12 protein-coding genes are annotated in these 16,799 nt (G+C 64.3%); 5 read left to right on the forward strand and 7 right to left on the reverse strand.

The genetic code is table 11. The features are described from left to right. Positions 1 to 122: 122 nt before the first annotated feature. The 5 genes from ASD04_RS00650 to ASD04_RS00670 all read left to right on the forward strand — a co-directional run bounded on the left by ASD04_RS00650 (position 123) and on the right by ASD04_RS00670 (position 6,677). Positions 123 to 1,292: an ADP-ribosylglycohydrolase family protein gene (locus tag ASD04_RS00650; protein WP_056251104.1), complete on the forward strand. Its 1,170-nt coding sequence runs from the start codon at positions 123 to 125 to the stop codon at positions 1,290 to 1,292. Between the two features lie 24 nt (positions 1,293 to 1,316). Next, complete coding sequence (locus ASD04_RS00655; RefSeq protein ID WP_056251107.1) at positions 1,317 to 3,416, forward strand: ADP-ribosylglycohydrolase family protein; 2,100 nt, start codon at positions 1,317 to 1,319, stop codon at positions 3,414 to 3,416. Between the two features lie 18 nt (positions 3,417 to 3,434). Beyond that, a complete protein-coding gene (gene ugpC / locus ASD04_RS00660) occupies positions 3,435 to 4,493 on the forward strand; it encodes a sn-glycerol-3-phosphate ABC transporter ATP-binding protein UgpC (protein WP_056251110.1) in 1,059 nt (352 codons plus the stop codon). A 151-nt stretch (positions 4,494 to 4,644) separates the two neighbouring features. Continuing rightward, positions 4,645 to 5,850 carry a CoA transferase gene (locus ASD04_RS00665; protein WP_056252768.1) on the forward strand — a complete coding sequence of 402 codons (1,206 nt, stop codon included), beginning with the start codon at positions 4,645 to 4,647 and terminating at the stop codon, positions 5,848 to 5,850. Further along, positions 5,847 to 6,677 (forward strand): aldolase/citrate lyase family protein, encoded by an 831-nt coding sequence (locus ASD04_RS00670; RefSeq protein WP_056251115.1) that lies wholly within the window; start codon positions 5,847 to 5,849, stop codon positions 6,675 to 6,677. Before ASD04_RS00665 ends, ASD04_RS00670 begins: the two co-directional genes overlap by 4 nt. Positions 6,678 to 6,816: 139 nt before the next feature. Here the strand turns inward: ASD04_RS00670 and ASD04_RS00675 are convergent, their stop codons facing one another. The 7 genes from ASD04_RS00675 to ASD04_RS00705 all read right to left on the reverse strand — a co-directional run bounded on the left by ASD04_RS00675 (position 6,817) and on the right by ASD04_RS00705 (position 16,749). Beyond that, entirely contained in the window at positions 6,817 to 7,719 is a 903-nt protein-coding gene (locus tag ASD04_RS00675) for a hydroxymethylglutaryl-CoA lyase (RefSeq protein WP_056251118.1), read from the reverse strand. Next, positions 7,716 to 9,728: an acetyl-CoA carboxylase biotin carboxylase subunit gene (locus ASD04_RS00680; protein WP_056251119.1), complete on the reverse strand. Its 2,013-nt coding sequence runs from the start codon at positions 9,726 to 9,728 to the stop codon at positions 7,716 to 7,718. Before ASD04_RS00680 ends, ASD04_RS00675 begins: the two co-directional genes overlap by 4 nt. Beyond that, positions 9,725 to 10,510, reverse strand: coding sequence for an enoyl-CoA hydratase-related protein (locus ASD04_RS00685; RefSeq protein WP_244488215.1), 786 nt, complete (start codon positions 10,508 to 10,510; stop codon positions 9,725 to 9,727). The genes ASD04_RS00680 and ASD04_RS00685 overlap by 4 nt, the downstream gene beginning before the upstream one ends. Positions 10,511 to 10,524: 14 nt before the next feature. Further along, a complete protein-coding gene (locus ASD04_RS00690; RefSeq protein WP_056251123.1) occupies positions 10,525 to 12,132 on the reverse strand; it encodes a carboxyl transferase domain-containing protein in 1,608 nt (535 codons plus the stop codon). A 68-nt stretch (positions 12,133 to 12,200) separates the two neighbouring features. Then, positions 12,201 to 14,318 carry an acetate--CoA ligase family protein gene (locus tag ASD04_RS00695; RefSeq protein ID WP_056251126.1) on the reverse strand — a complete coding sequence of 706 codons (2,118 nt, stop codon included), beginning with the start codon at positions 14,316 to 14,318 and terminating at the stop codon, positions 12,201 to 12,203. Then, entirely contained in the window at positions 14,318 to 15,523 is a 1,206-nt protein-coding gene (locus ASD04_RS00700; RefSeq protein WP_056251133.1) for a CoA transferase, read from the reverse strand. Before ASD04_RS00700 ends, ASD04_RS00695 begins: the two co-directional genes overlap by 1 nt. A gap of 11 nt (positions 15,524 to 15,534) precedes the next feature. Beyond that, positions 15,535 to 16,749 (reverse strand): MaoC family dehydratase N-terminal domain-containing protein, encoded by a 1,215-nt coding sequence (locus ASD04_RS00705; protein WP_056251135.1) that lies wholly within the window; start codon positions 16,747 to 16,749, stop codon positions 15,535 to 15,537. Between the last annotated feature and the right edge of the window lie 50 nt (positions 16,750 to 16,799).

Below are 16,799 nucleotides of genomic sequence, written 5' to 3' on the forward strand. Positions count from 1 at the left end.
CCTCGACGGGGGAGGTTGGGAGGGGGTGTTTGCCCCGATATTCGGGCCAAACACCCCCCACCCTTGATCCCTCCCCGCAAGGGAGGGAGACGACTGAGAATTCAGACGAATATGAGAGTGAAATGACCCAATCCCTGCGATCCCGTGTCCGCGCCATGTTGCATGGCATTGCCCTGGGCGATGCGCTGGGCGCGCCGGTGGAGAAGCTCTCGGCGGCCGAAATTCGCCAGCGCTATGGGCGGGTAACTTCGCTCAATACGGAATGGCACAAGATGAGCCTCGATGCGGGGGCGCGGAACGGGCGGGTGCGGGGCAATGGCATCGTGACCGACGATACGCTGATGACGCTGGCGCTGATGGATATCTATGGCGACACCAAGCGTCATCTCGACGCCTGGGACATGGCCGATGGCATGGTGCGCGAAATCGCCTGGAAGGCGCGCTGGGTGCCGGAATTGCAGCGGGAGGCCATGCTGATCGACCGGCTGTTCTATCCGGAAAAGTGGATTTTCCAGCGCCACCAGCTGGCCAATTGCGACCCGCGGCAGGGCGGCATCGGCAATATGGTGAACTGTGGCGCGGCCATGTATATCGCGCCCATCGGCGCGGTGAATGCCGCTAACCCCAAGGCCGCCTATGACGAGGCGATTGCCTTCGCCTCGGGCCATCAGGAAAGCTATGGGCTGGAAGCGGCAGGCGTGATGGCCGCCGCGGTGGCCGCTGCCTTTGTGCCGGGCGCCAGCATCGACAGTGTTGTCGAGGTGGTGCTTGGTCTGGCCAAGGACGGCACGCGGGCGGCCATTGCCGATATTGCCGGGATCGCAAGGCAGCTGCGCGGCACGGAGACGGACCATGCCCAGGTGTGCGAGGCGTTCCACCAGGCCATTGCCCGCTATTCGGTGATGGGTGACGACGTCAATCACAGCAATGACAAGGTCGGACGGCTGACCGATGCCTACCGGCCGAGCCGGTTGCAGGCCATCGAGGAATTGCCGCTGGCTTTGGGCTTCTGCGTCTTCAACGGGGGCGATTTCCGCCGCTCCATCGAGGACGGGATCAATTCGGGGCGCGACACCGATTCCATCGGGGTGATGGCCGGGGCAATCCTGGGGGCGCTGCATGGCGAGGCTGTCATAGCGGCGGAGGATCGCGCTTTGCTCGACAGCGCCAACCGGCTCGATCTGGTGGGGTCGGCCGATGCCTTTACCGCTACCATCACCGGGATTCTTGCCGCCGACCGCGCGGCGGCCGATGCGCGCCGGACTGCGCTCGACGCCCTCGGCATTGCCTGAAACGACTAGAACGAAAGACCTTTGATGCTCTCGGAAATCCAAATCCTCGAAAAAATCTATGCCGGCTTTATCGGCAAGGCTATCGGCGTGCGCCTGGGCGCCCCGGTGGAGCCGACCATCTGGAGCTATGAGCGCATCCAGAAGACCTATGGCGAGGTGACGCAATATCTGCGCGATTTCAAGAATTTCGCCGCCGATGACGACACCAACGGGCCGGTCTATTTCATCCGCGCCTTGCGCGATTACGGGCTGAAGGCGACGGCGGCGGATGTGGGCAGGACGTGGCTCAATTATGCCGCCGAGGAGCATGGCATGTATTGGTGGGGCGGGTTCGGCGTGTCGACCGAGCACACGGCCTATCGCAACCTGCGGGCCGGGATCGAGGCGCCGCAATCGGGCTCGATTGCGCAGAACGGAACCACGGTGGCCGAGCAGATCGGCGGGCAAATCTTCATCGACAGCTGGGGCTGGGTCAATCCGGGCAATCCGCAGCGGGCGGCGGAGATGTCGGCCATGGCGGCATCGGTGGCGCATGATGGCGACGGGCTCAATGGCGCACGCTTCTGTGCGGCGGCGATTGCCGCGGCCTTCGAGGCCAAGTCGATCGACGAGATCGTCGAGACGGCTCTGGCGACGGTGGATGCCAATTCGACCTATGCGAAGGTCTGCCGGGCGGTGATCGATTTCTTCAAGGCCAATCCCGACGACTGGCGGGCCTGCCGCGACATGCTCACCGCGGACTGGGGCTATGACCGCTATCCGGGCGTCTGCCACATCATCCCCAATGCCGGGGTGACCATCATGGCCATTCTCTATGGCAAGGGCGACCTGCCGCGCACGGCGGAAATCGCCACCATGGCGGGCTGGGATACCGACTGCAATGCGGGCAATGCGGCGGCGATTGTCGCGACGTTCCAGGGGCTCAGTGAGGGGTGGGACAAGTATCGCAAGCCGATCAACGATTTCCTGGTCGCCTCGGGCATCGTGGGGTCGATCAATATCGTCGACATTCCGAGCTTTGCGCGGGAGCTGACGGTGCTGGCGTTGCAGCTGGCTGGGCGGGACGTGCCCAAGCTGTGGCTGGAGGATTTCACCCGACGCGGGTTGCGGTTCGATTTCGACCTGCCGGGTTCGACGCATGGTTTCCGCACCGAGGGGTTCAACCAGATTTCGCTGCGGCACTCGGATGAGCGGCATGTGGAGGGTTCGCGCGGGTCGCTGGAAATCCAGCTCGACCGGCTGGAGCGCGGGCAGGGCGGACGGGTGTTCTGGAAGCCGTTCTATCGGCGGACGGATTTCGACGACGAGCGCTATCGGCCGATGTTTACCCCGGTGGTGGATGGCGGGCAGGTGGTCAGCTTCAAGCTGTGGCTCGATCCGTGGAATGGCGACGGCAACCTGCGCGTGGCGCCTTATCTGCGCAGGACGATGAGCGGGGCCATCGAGGAGACGGGGGCGTGGGATGTGCCGTCGGCCGAGGGGTGGCAGGACTATTGTTTCGTGGTGCCCGAGGGGGCTGAGGCCATCGATGAGATCGGCATTTCCATCGAATATTTCGGGCGGCTCAAATTCCTGGGGCGGCTGTTCCTGGCCGATTTCCGGGTTGAAGGCGCCGGACATACGGTGATCGAGCCGGCGACCGAGACGCAGGAATGGGGCGCCATCACGCGGTTCACCTATAATCGCGGGCACTGGACGAAACAGGATGGCCGCATCCATGGCCATACCTCGGGCGATGCCGATATGTGGACCGGGCATTATTATGCGCGGGACGTGGTGGTGAAGGCCGATATCCAGCGGCTATCGGGTGTGTCGCAACTGGTGACGGCGCGGGTGCAGGGCACCGGGCGGTTCTATGCAGCCGGGTTCGAGGGCGACGAGGTGGTGATCCTCAAGGAGGATTTCGGCACCACCATATTGGCCCGCGCGCCGTTCAAGGCGGAGACGGGCAGGAGCTACCAGTTCGCGTTCAGCGTTCGGGACGACAAATTGAGCTTTGCCGTCGATGGCAAGGAACTGATCGCCGCCACGGATGGCGCCTATGACTATGGCATGGCGGGCATCCGGCTGGCTTCGGCGGGGCGGATGAGCGTGGGACGGATCGAGATCGTCGAGACGGCGTAAGCCGCAAGGAGGACCAGCATGTCGGAAATCGAACTCAAGCATGTCGGCAAGCGCTACGGCGACGTCACCGTGCTCAGCGACATTTCGCTTGAAATGGCCGATGGCGAATTCGTCGTGCTGGTCGGGCCTTCCGGCTGTGGGAAATCGACCCTGCTGCGAATGATCGCGGGGCTGGAGGATATTACCGCCGGGCAGATCACCATCGGCGGCAGGATCGTCAACAACATGCCGGCCAAGGAGCGGGACATCGCCATGGTGTTCCAGAGCTACGCGCTCTATCCGCATATGAAGGTCGCCGACAATATGAGCTTTTCGCTGCGGCTGGCGGGGACCTCCAAGGCCGAAATCCGGCAGCGGGTGGCCGAGGCGGCGGAAATCCTGGGGCTCGAAAACCTGCTCGACCGGCTGCCGCGCGAACTCTCGGGCGGGCAGCGGCAGCGCGTGGCCATGGGCCGGGCCATCGTGCGCAATCCGCGGGCGTTTTTGTTCGATGAGCCGCTGAGCAACCTCGATGCCAAGCTGCGCGTCAAGATGCGCGGCGAGATCAAGCGGCTGCATCAGCGGCTGGGCAAGACCATGGTCTATGTGACCCACGACCAGACCGAGGCCATGACCATGGCCGACAAGATCGTGGTGCTGAATGGCGGGCGGATCGAGCAGGCGGGGGCACCGCTGGAGCTCTATAACAATCCGGCCAACCTGTTTGTTGCCGGCTTCATCGGCTCGCCGGAGATCAACCTGTTCGAGGCGCGTTATGGGGGCGGCACGGACATCGCGCTCAAGGGGGGCGCCGTGCTGCCGCTGGGCACGGCGCTGGAGGTGCCCGAGGGTACCGAGATCGTCTACGGCGTGCGGCCGCAGCATATCGTGCTGGGCGAGACAGGCGTGAAGGCCAGGGTGCTGGTAGTCGAGCCGACCGGCGACGCGCAGGAAGTACTGGCGCGGGTGGGCGAGGAGGACATCTCGGTCGTGGTGCGCGACCATGGCTTGCTGAGCCCGGATGAGACCATCCATCTGGTGATCGACCCGGCCAAGCTGTTCGTCTTCGACAAGGCAACGGGGCTCAGGCTGCGGTGATGGCGAGCCACGATGCAACTCCCTCCCCCTCGCGGGGAGGGCCGGGGTGGGGGGCGAGAGCCACGATATCCGGGCTGTCAACACCCCCACCCAACCTCCCCCGTCAAGGGGGAGGAATCCGATTGGGGCTCTCCGGCTTGGGTGGTTGGCCATGACCTTCACCAGCAAGCATTTCGATCCCACCGCCACCGGCCCGCTCCGGGGCATTCGCGTACTCGACCTTTCCCGGCTGATGGCGGGGAACATGCTCAGCCTGCAGCTGGCAGATTTTGGCGCCGATGTGGTCAAGGTGGAACCGCCGGAAGGCGACCCGTTACGGGCGTGGAAGGATGATGGGCATAGCCTGTTCTGGAAGACCTATGGGCGCAACAAGCGCTCGGTGATGCTGAACCTGCGACAGGCGCCGGCCATGGCGGCTTTGTGGAAGCTGATCGAGAGTGCCGACGTGTTCATCGAGAATTACCGGCCGGGGACGCTGGAAAAGATGGGGTTGGCGCCCGAGGCATTGCTGGCGCGCAATCCCGACCTGATCGTGGTGCGCATTTCCGGCTTCGGCCAGACCGGGCCCTATGCGCAATATCCCGGCTTCGGCACCCTGATCGAGGCGATGAGCGGCTTTGCCGACCGCACGGGCTTTCCCGACCGCGAACCAGTGCTGCCGCCGCTGGCGCTGGCCGACATGGTGGCCGGCATCTATGGCGCTTCTTCCACCATGATGGCGCTCTATGCGCGGCAGGCTGGCACGGCGCGGGGGCAGGTGATCGACCTGAGCCTGCTGGAGCCGATGTTCTCGGTGCTGGGGCCGGAAGCCGCGATCCATGCGGTGACCGGCAAGGTCAAGCAGCGGATGGGCAGCGCGTCCAACACGGCCTCGCCGCGCAATGTCTATAAGTGCCGGGATGGGAAATACCTGGCGCTATCGGGCTCGACCCCGGCGGTGGCGCGGCGGATTTTCGAGACTATTGGGCGGGCCGAGATGAATAACGATCCGCGCTTTGCCAGCAATTCGGACCGGGTGAAGCATCGGGCGCTGGTGGATGAGGCGATCGGGGCGTGGTTTGCCACGCGCGACAGCCATGAAGCGCTGGAGACGATGCGGCGGGCCGGGGCGACGGTGGGGCCGATCTATAATATTGCCGATGCCATGGGCGATCCGCATTTCGCCGAGCGCGAGATTATCGTCGCGGCGGAGGATGACACATTCGGCCAGTTGCCGATGCATGACATCGTGCCGAAAATGTCGGCCACGCCGGGCGTGTGGCGATTGCCGGCGCCGGAGCTGGGACAGCATAGCAGGGATGTGTTGCGGGAAGCCGGACTGAGCGCGGCGGAGATTGCCGCGGCGGTGGCGCCATGATCCGCTCGCTGCTCTATGTGCCGGCGCATTCGGCGCGGTTCATCGCCAAGGCGCATGAGCGCGGGGCCGACGCCATCATTCTCGACCTCGAAGACGCGGTGCCGGCCTCGCACAAGGCAGCGGCGCGCGATGGGCTGAGGCAGAGCGTCGCCTCGGTGGGCCAGCGCGGCGCCAGGGTCCTTGTCCGCGTCAATGCCGACTGGGAAAGCCAGCAGCAGGATGCACTGGCCGCCTGCCGGGCCGGCGCGCAGGGGCTGTTCATTCCCAAGGCGCGCGACCCGGCGGCGCTGGCAGCGCTGGCGGCGCTGCTGGTCGGCGTGGAGGCTGAACTGGGGCGGCAGGCGCTGGATTTCGTGGCGCTGATCGAGGACCCCGGTGCGGTGCTGGATGCCAGGAGCATCGCCCGCGCGCCGCGCGTGGTGGCGCTCAGCACCGGCGGCGAGGACCTGGCCCTGGCGCTGGGCGGCCGGCCCACGCCGGAGGCATTGCGCGTGCCCAAGCTCATGGTCCACTACGCGGCCAAGGCCGAGGGGCTGCAATCGTACGGACTGCTGCGCTCGACCGCGGACTATGGCGATGCCGACGCGGTGGCCGCCGCGGCCCGCGAGGCGCGGGAGCATGGCTTCGATGGCGCCAGTTGCGTGCACCCCTCACTGGTGCCGCTGCTCAATGCCGGCTTTGCCCCGAGCGCCGAAGAACGCGCCTGGGCGGAGCGGGTGGTGGCGGCTGCCGCCGGCGGGGAGGGGGCATTCTCGGTGGATGGCGCCATGGTCGACGCGCCGGTCATCGCACGGGCCAGAGCGATCCTTGCGGCAGGTCCCAGATAATTACTTGACCCGCTCGAACCTAAAGCATGGTGTTACACCGCACCGAGCATATCGGCTTTGGGGCCGTGAGCGGACTATCGGTTTTTGGTCCCGGACCTTCCATAGCAGACGCTGGCCCGCTGGACCGCAAGGCAGTTGACTAAAGGCGTGAAAGGGGCCGAATAGCGCTGTAAACGCGCGATGTTGGAACTCTTCCGAGAGCAGATGTAATATATTCCGCAGCGTTCAGCAGTTTTTGCATATTAATTCCGGTCTCGATACCCATGCCGCCAAGCATGTAGGCAACGTCTTCGGTAGCGACATTGCCGCTTGCGCCGACAGCATAGGGGCACCCTCCGAGCCCTCCGACCGCAGCATCCACGACGCGTACGCCGCGCTGTAACGAGGCAAATATGTTCGCGAGCGACTGGCCATAGGTGTCGTGGAAATGGACGGCGATACGCTCCACGCCAATGGCATCCGCGACTTGGTCGATCAGCGCCACGGCCCTGGTCGGCGTCCCAACGCCAATCGTGTCGCCAAGCGAGACCTCGTAGCAGCCCAACTCCCTGAGTGCGATAGCCACCCAGACCACCTGATCGGGGTGAACCTCGCCTTCATAGGGGCAACCAAGCACACAGGAGACATAGCCGCGCAAGCGCAGGCCCGATGCCAGCGTCTTTTCTGCGACCGGACGAAAGCGTTCGATCGACTCCGCGATGGAGCAGTTGATATTCTTCTTGGAAAAGGCCTCGGTCGCGGCGGCAAAGATGGCCACTTCTTCGGCTCCTGCAGCGATCGCGGCGTCCAGGCCCTTTTCATTGGCAACCAGCACCGGAAAGGCCTTGCCTGGCCGGCTGCCCAGGCTGCGCAAAACGGTGTCGGTGCCGGCCATCTGCGGCACCCACCGTGGCGACACGAAACTGCCGACTTCAATCGTGCTTAGCCCGGCGTCTATCAGGCGCTCGACGAAGGCAACCCGCGTCGCCGCAGGCAAATGCGCAGCCTCGTTCTGCAGGCCGTCGCGCGGGCCGACTTCGACGATGCGAACCGAATTGTTCATGGTGCGTCCGCCTCGAATGCCGCGAGGTTTTCCCCCTCTTCAACCAGGTCGCCCACCCGACAGTTCAACGTGACGAGACGGCCGTCGACCGGGGCGCGGATAGTGTGCTCCATCTTCATGGCCTCCATGACAAGCACAGGCGTTCCACGCAGCAGATGCGCACCCGGTTCGGCCAGTATCTGCTGGATGACACCGGGCATCGGTGCCCGGAAGCTCGGATCCGGCCCTGCGGCCTCGAATGCCTTGCTCAGAATATCGACATGGTGCACGCGGCGCCGCCCTCGCGGGGTGACGAAGTCCAGTGTTCGTCCCGACCAGAGTGCATCGACAACTTCCTTGCGCCCGCGGAAGAATACGTCGATCCGGTCATCATCGCGCCGGGCGAAATCGAGGGGATGGACGACGCTCTCGACTTCGAGTTCCGTCCCCGACCGGCGGTAATGCAGAAAGGCCCGATGAAGCCCGCCGGCATTCTCGAAATCGAAGCGGCGGCGGCGTGAACCGGCCAGCATCCAGCCGTCTCCCATGGTCCACGGCGAGGCCTGGCCGGGCGTGAGCGTGGCCCGTTCCCGCATCAGAACGGCGGCGACGGCGGCAGCCAGATCGGCAGGGCTGATGTCCAACTGGGGCGTTACCAGCGTGGTCAGTTCTCGCTCGATAAATCCCGTGTCCATGTCGCCGGCGGCAACTTCGGGACGAGACGCCAGGGTTTTCAGAAAGGCGACATTCGTCTTGACGCCGGTGATCCTGAATCCGTCCAGGGCCCGGTTGAGCCGGTGCAGCGCCTGCCGCCTGTCGTCACCGTGGACGATGAGCTTGGCGATCATCGGATCGTAATTGGCCGTGATCGCGTCGCCGGTGCGGAAACCGCTGTCGATCCGCAGCCACTCCGCCGGTTCTGGTTGCCGCCATTCGGCAATGGTGCCGGTTGCGGGCAGGAACCCGCTTTCCGGGTCTTCGGCATAAATGCGGGCTTCGAAGCTGTGGCCCCTGCGGCTGATCTGGTCCTGGGCTAGCGGCAAGGGCTCGCCGAAGGCGACGCGCAATTGCCACTCCACCAGGTCCAGCCCGGTGATCATCTCGGTAACGGGATGCTCGACCTGCAGCCGGGTGTTCATCTCGATGAAATAGAAGCCATCATCATTGGCCACGAATTCCACCGTTCCCGCACCGGTATAGCCCACGGCCCGGCCTGCCGAACGCGCCGCCTCGCAGATGGCGTCGCGCTGGCTTTCATCGAGGCTGGAGGAGGGGGCCTCCTCGAGCACCTTCTGGTGTCGCCGCTGCAACGTGCATTCCCGATCGAACAACGAAACGACGTTGCCATGATGATCGCCGAAAATCTGCACCTCGATGTGGCGCGGACGCTGGATAAACTTTTCAACCAGGACATGGTCATTGCCGAAGCTGGCCTTGGCCTCGCGCCTGGCCGCCGCAACCGCCTCGGGCAGGTCTTCGGCGCTGTTGGCGATGCGCATTCCCTTGCCGCCGCCGCCCGCAGACGCCTTTATCAGGACGGGGTATTGGCATTCCTCGGCCGCCCGACCGAGAGTCTCGATGTCCTGGCCGGCGCCATGATATCCGGGAACCAGCGGTACACCGGACGATGCCATCAGCGCCTTGGCGGCGGATTTGGACCCCATGGCCTCGATCGCGGCGACGGGCGGCCCGATGAAGACGATGCCCGCTTCGTCGCAGGCCTGGGCAAAGGCGACGTTTTCCGACAGGAATCCGTAGCCGGGATGGATGGCTTGTGCGCCGCTTTCGATCGCGGCCGCTATCACGCGGTCGATCCGAAGGTAACTGTCCCGCGCCGCCGCCGGGCCGATCATCAGCGCTTCGTCGGCCAGCGAGACGTGTTGGGCGTGCTGATCCGCCTCGGAATAAACGGCGAGGGTCCGCAGGCCCATCGAACGCGCGGTGCGAATGATGCGGCAGGCGATCTCGCCGCGGTTGGCGATGAGCACACTGTCAAATCGGTAGGGGGCGGTCTTGTGAGACGGCGTCATTTCTTGCTCCCCCCGGAGATCCAGTTTGCGGGACGCTTCGCGAAGAAAGCCGCGAGGCCCTCCCTGGCTTCGTCTCCGGCCCGAATGCTGGCAATACGACCCGCCGTGAATGCGGCGAGTTCACCGTCGATGGGCTTGCCCGCGACGTCGTGGATCAACTGCTTGGCGTCTTTGCGGGCCATGGGTGCCGTCTTGTCGAGCGCGGCAAGCAACGCGTCGGCTCGATTTTCCAGCTCACCCGCGGGCACCACTTCGTGCAGCAACCCGATGCGCAAAGCCTCGTCCGAGCCGAAGGTCTCGGCCGTCTGGAAATAGCGGCGGGCGGCCCGCGACCCTATCGCCGCTATGACGAAAGGGCTGATGGCCGCTGGGATGAGGCCCAGCCTGACTTCCGAGAGTGCGAACTTGGTGTCGGCCGAACCTATGGCGATATCACAACAGGCGATGAGGCCCACGCCGCCGCCAAAGGCCGCGCCCTGGACCAGGGCAATGGTGGTCTTGGTGGCCGCATTCAGCGTGTGCAACAATCTGGCCAGGGCCTCTGCGTCTGCCATGTTGGCTTCAAGGCTCGCCTGTGCCGCGCGCTTCATCCAGCCCAGGTCCGCGCCCGCACTGAAACTGGGGCCATTGCCGGTCAGTATGATCGTGTGGATGGTCTTGTCGGCCTCAACCGTCTCGATCATCGCGGTCAGGTCGGCAATAAGGTGATCATCGAATGCGTTATGCCGGTCGGGGCGGTTGAGCACGATCCATGCCACCCCTGGCGCGCGATATTGCAACAAGAGATCTGTCATCGTCACATCCTGAATACGCCGAAGCGCGTTGGCTCGATGGGCGCATTGGTGCCTGCGGAGAGCGCCAGCCCGAGGACGCGGCGCGTGTCTGCCGGATCGATGATGCCGTCGTCCCACAACCGGGCCGTCGCGTAATAGGGGTTGCCCTGCACCTCGTACTGCGCGCGGATCGGGGCCTTGAAGCTCTCCTCCTCGTCCTCCGACCAGGTGCCTCCCGCCTTTTCGATGCCCTCGCGCTTGATGATGCCGAGCACGGTGGCCGCGCTCTCCCCGCCCATCACGGCGATACGGGCATTGGGCCACATCCACATGAAGCGGGGGGAATAGGCGCGCCCGCACATGCCGTAATTGCCAGCCCCGTAGCTGCCGCCAATTACCACCGTGTATTTCGGTACGCTGGTTGTCGCGACGGCGGTCACCAGTTTCGCACCGTCCTTTGCGATGCCGCCGGCTTCGTATTTCTGACCAACCATGAAGCCGGTGATGTTCTGCAGGAACACCAGGGGAGTCTGGCGCTGGCTGCACAATTCGATGAAGTGTGCGCCTTTCTGGGCGCTTTCGCTGAACAGCACGCCATTATTGGCGATGATCCCCACCGGGTGGCCCCAGATATGGGCGGTGCCGCAGACCAGCGTCTTGCCAAAAAGCTGCTTGAACTCGTCGAATTCCGATCCATCGACGATCCGCGCGATCACCTCGTGCACGTCATAGGGCTTGCGCAGGTCGCTCGGGACGATGCCGTAAAGATCCTCGGCAGGGTAGAGCGGATCGCGGGGCGCAATCACGTTGCGCGGCGATGGCGCCGGCAGGTTGGTCGAGGCCACGATGCTGCGGGCAATGCCGATGGCGTGGTGGTCGTCATTGGCGTAGTGGTCGACGACGCCCGATTGCCGGCTATGGACCTCGGCGCCGCCCAGGTCCTCGGCGGTCACCACTTCTCCGGTCGCCGCCTTGACCAGGGGAGGGCCACCAAGAAAGATCGTGCCCTGGTTGCGCACGATGATGCTCTCGTCCGACATGGCAGGGACGTAGGCGCCGCCCGCCGTGCAAGAACCCATGACGATGGCGATCTGCGGAATGCCAGCAGCGGACATTCGCGCCTGATTGTAGAAGATGCGGCCGAAGTTGCGTTCATCGGGGAAGATTTCGTCCTGCTGGGGCAGGAAGGCGCCGCCGGAATCCACCATGTATATGCAGGGCAGATTGTTCTCGCGGGCGATGTCCTGGGCCCGCAGATGCTTCTTGACGGTCATTGGGTGGTAGGTGCCGCCCTTGATGGTGGCGTCATTTGCAACAACCATGCAATCCCTGCCGCTGATCCTCCCGACTCCGGCGACGACGCCGGCCGAATGGACGTCGCCGCCATAGAGGCCGTGAGCGGCCAGCGGTGCGATTTCCAGGAACGCCGTACCTGGATCGAGGAGCAGGTCAATCCGCTCGCGCGCCAGGAGCTTGTTCCGGGCCATATGCCGTGCGCGAGCCTCGGGCGATCCGCCAACAGCCGCCACGGCGAGCTTTTCCCGCAGGTCATCCACCAAAGTCCGCATGGCCGCGACGTTGGCGGCAAATTCGGCGGATCGATTGTCTATTTCACTAGGCAGGACAGGCATGTCATCTCCAGGAAAGTCGAGAATCCGGGCCGGGCGGCGCGTCCGGCGCCGTTGCTTCCCGGCCGCCGCTACGCGTTGAGCTGGATGAGTATATCGACGGCCGCGGCACCCTGACCTTCGGGCAGCACGATGAAGGGATTGAGCTCGATCTCGCGGATGGATGTTTCCGCACCGGCCGCGTTCGCCAGGGCGAGGGCCGCCTTGACGAAGGCATCTTCGCTGGCCCTTGGCGCGCCGCGAAACCCTGCCAGCAGCCTGGACAGCTTGAGGCGGCCGATGAGACCCCGAACCTGGTCTTCATTGGTCGGCAATGCCAGATAGCCCACATCGTTCCAGAGCTCGACGGCCCGCCCGCCCGTGCCGATGACCAGCACCGGCCCGAAATCGGGATCGCGTATCACCGACAGCACGGTTTCGACGCCGAAAATCATCTGTTGCACCAGGACGCCGGCATGGGCGTCGCCCAGCTTCGCGCGGATGCGCTCCACCGCTTCGCCGACGGCCGCCAGATCGCGCAGCCCGACTTCGACCAGACCAAGTTCGGTCTTGTGTTCGACCTGTTCGGGAAGTGCCTTGACCACGAAGGGGCCGGCCATGCCGGAGAGCAACTCGGGCAGCGACTGCCCGTGCCCGACGACGACGCTGGCAACGCTGTCGATGGAGAGGCGATCGAGATATCGGGCGGAATCCAGCCAGCCCGTGCTTGCGGGCGGCGCGACCGGGCGGCTTGCGGGCGGCGCGGCAGCGTCGGGGACAGGGTCCATAGCGGCGCGATAGAGCCAGCTCAGATATCGCACGGCGTCGGCCGGATCGCGGGCGGCAACCATACCACGCCGAGCCATTTCCCGCCTTTCCTGGGCCGGCAGGATGTCGGCGAGGAATGAGACGATGATGGGGATGTCCAGCGTCTGCGCCAGGTTCGCCACCATGTCGGCGCGGCTGCGGATATCGCTGGGTCCGCGATTGGCGAACTGCAGGACAAGGGCTTCGGTATTGGGCTCGCGAGCGACGATTTCGAGCGCCTGTTCGAACAGTTCGGGGCGTGACAGGACCTGGCCAGTCAGATCTGTCGGATTCTGGGCATGTGCGAAGGCCGGCAGGATTGCCTCCAGCGCCGCAACCGTTTCGGGCTCGAATTGCGACATGTGCAGTCCGTAGGTGTCGCATAGGTCGGCCGTCAGGGCGCGGGTGCCGCCGGAGATGCTGAAGATGGCGATGCCCCCGTTCGGCCGGCGGCGGGGGCGTGGCATGGTCGCCAGAATTTCCCCGGCCTCGACCAGTTCGGCGATACTGCCAACCTGAATGATACCGCATTGCTCAAAGACGTCGTTGTAGACGGCATAGGCGCTGGCAATCTTGCCTGTATGCGAGCTGGCGGCCTCCTTGCCCAGAGCAGAGTTTCCCGATTTCAGCGCAACGATGCTGATGCCATTGCGGCGGGCTTCCTGTGCAAGCTCCAGCAGGCGGGCCCCGTCACGCAGACCTTCTATGAACAGCAGGACGACGCGAACATCGTCCTGCCGGATCATCCAGGCCAGTACGTCGAGAGCGTCCAGGCAGGTTTCGTTGCCCATGCTGGCCACATAGGCGCAACCATGACCGGAATTTTGCAACTGGCGGGCCAGGGCGCCGGCGACCGCGCCGGATTGGGAAACGATCGAGATGGGGGCGTGATGGAACACATCGCGGTTCGCGGCCGAGCCGAAGGTCAACACCAGTCCCGAACGGACCGACCAGAGGCCTTCGCAATTCGGCCCCAGCAGCGGCATATTGTATTGGGCGGCAACGCGCCGGGTCTCGGCGGCAAACGCCTTGCCGCCTTCGGTCTCTTCGAAGCCGGAGCTCATGACCACGATCGCCCGCGCACCTCGGCGCCCCGCCTCATCGACGACGGCGGCCGTATCCGATGCCTGAACCATCACCAGCACGACGTCGGGCGCCTCTGGCAGGCTGGTAAGTGAGGGATAGCATCGCAGCCCGTCGATCTCGTCGTATTTGGCATTGACCGGATAGATGGCGCCCTTGAACCCGCCGCGCTGCAGGTGGCGAAGCGGAATGCCATTGAGTTTCTTCGGATCCGCCGACACCCCTACGAGAGCCACCGAGCGAGCGAAAAACAAGGCATCCAGAGGGTCCGCGACCATGTCGCCTTGGGACGCTGCGGCCAGATTCGGGGCAGGGGACATCAGATCGCTCCCGCCGCGCGCAAGGCGGCAACCTGTTCGCTGCTGCGGCCTAGAATCCCGCCCAGCACCTCTTCAGTGTGTTCACCCAGCATGGGTGGCGGGAGCACCAGATCGCCGGGCGTCCTGCTAAACCGGAATGGAATGCCGAACTGGGTCAGTTCGCCCACGGCGGGATGCATCATACGGCGAACCATGCCGGGCGTGGTCTGCTCAAGCTGGTCATAGGCTTCGACCAGGTTGTTCACCGGCGCACAGGGCACTTCGTGGGCCTCAAGAATGTCGAGCCATTCGGCAGTCGTCTTGCTTGCCGTCAGCTCGGAGATCGCCGCCACGAGGATGTCGCGGTTCTTGACGCGATTCTGATTGGTGCGAAAGCGCTCGTCCGTTCCGAGTTCGGGCCTGCCAAGCACGGCGCAGAGGTCGCGATAGATTTTGTTGGTGCCGGCACTGATGACGATGTGGCCATCTCTCGAGGGAAATGCCTGATAGGGGACGAGTTGCGGATGGCCGGAGCCCATCGGTCCGAGCTCTGCGCCACCGTCCTTGACCGCCACGCTGTAGTTGATGAGCATGCTCATGGTGGCGTCGAGCAGGGACACGGAGATTTCCTGGCCCTTGCCGGACCGTTCGCGCTCGAAAAGGCCTGCCATGATTGCCGTGGCGAGGTAGATACCACCGCCGAAATCGGCCAGCGAGGCGCCCGGACGCAGGGGATCAGTTGAACCGGGCGCGCCGGTGATGCGCATGACGCCGGAGCGCGCCTGAACCGCGACATCCATGCCGGGCTTGTCCTCGAGGGGACCAGGGCTATAGGCCGAAATGTTTGCATACAGCAGCGTCGGATTGATTGCGCTCAGTTCCGCATAGCCCAGGCCGAGCCTCGGCATGACGCCGGGGCGGAAGTTCTGAATGGCGATATCGGCCCATTTTGCCAGGTCTCGGCAGATTTCCACTCCCTCCGGTGTCTTCATATCGACGCCGAGGCTTTTCTTGTTGCGGTTGATCGAAAGGAAGTAGTCGCCGCCCACGCGCGGAATTTCGGAGTTGAACCGGTCGCTGACATTCATGTAGCGGGTCGGGTCGCCCCGATCGGGTTTTTCGATCTTGATGACCTCGCAACCGAGGTCGGCAAGTACCATCGTGCAATACGGACCAGCCACGCCATGCGTGAAATCCAGCACCTTCAATCCCTCAAGCGGGCCCATCTAGAATTCCCTCAGACTTTCACGGAAACATCGCGCGACGGCAGCCTTACGCGTGCCGTGCCATTGCAATTGCGCTGATCGCGCTGATTGGTGCCCCACCATTCAATGTCAATGAGCGCTTCGCCGCCTTCGATTGACTTGCCCGTGACCTTGCCCGTCAGCTTGGTGAGGTCGCCGACGAGATTGGGGCGGGTGACGCGGCCATCGAGCTTGCGAACAAATCCCATGTCACCCGCCCAGTTGGTCAGCAGATGCCCGGCCCAGCCGATGCGTTGCCAGCCTTGGTCATAGGCCGCGGGCATGCCGACCTCCCGGGCGATCTCGACATCGAAATGTCCGGCCGCGGGATGGGAGGGAATGTTGGAGCTGGGTGAATAGTAGACGTTGTGAGGATGCCGGTCGCGTTCGAGGAAGGCGAGCTTCAATACGTTGTAGACCGTGCGGCGCCCAGAATAGAACCCGACGATGTCGACCAGTGTCAGCGGACCCTTGAAAAGAACGGGCAACGCGTCGCCGATCGATACATCTTCGTAGTACATCGCATTGTTGCCGCGCCGTACTTCCGTGCGGTAGGCCTCAGCGATTTCCTCGATCTGCTCGTCCGTATAAAACTGTGGACCGTTTGCCTTGCCTTCGTCCTTGTAGCGCAAGCCCTGGCCACTGCGCGCGCGAGGGATGCGGAAGATGTCGCCCTCGTAACGGGTTACCAGCGTGCCATTCTGGTTGGTATAGAGGACCTCGCCGGTCTGGCTTACGAATCGCTCGACGCTCCGCCCCGACTTTTCCTCGACCGCGATCAAACGGGCGCGGGCCGAAATGGTGTCTCCGGGGCGTACCGGCTGGAAGTGCTCCCAGCGCCCGCCCGCAAATATCCACTGCACGCCCCGCAGGCCGGGAGCCACGATGCCGCTGTCGACGGTGTAGAGAAATGTCGGTGGGGCGATCACCGAACCCCAGATGCTGGACTTGCCGTAGTCCTGCGAGGACCACAGGGGGTTGTCGTCGCCGACGCTGTACTGCGCCCAACGGCGGATGTCATGCAGGCTGGCCGGTTCGTAGATTGCCGGCGTGTGCACGTCGCGGCGCATCCACACGCCAATGAGCTTGCGGGCCTCGGCGACCTGCTCATCGGACAGTCCCGGAGCCTGGGCCGAACGGTCCAGCAGGCGCGGTTTGGGAAGTTGGCTCTCCGGCCCCTCAGGTTCAGTTCCAGATTTGTGAGCCATGATTCCTCCCATCAGCGCGCTTGGTGATCGAACCGGGACCAATATGCCGG

This window comes from Devosia sp. Root436 (assembly GCF_001426345.1).
Classification (GTDB): Bacteria; Pseudomonadota; Alphaproteobacteria; order Rhizobiales; family Devosiaceae; genus Devosia.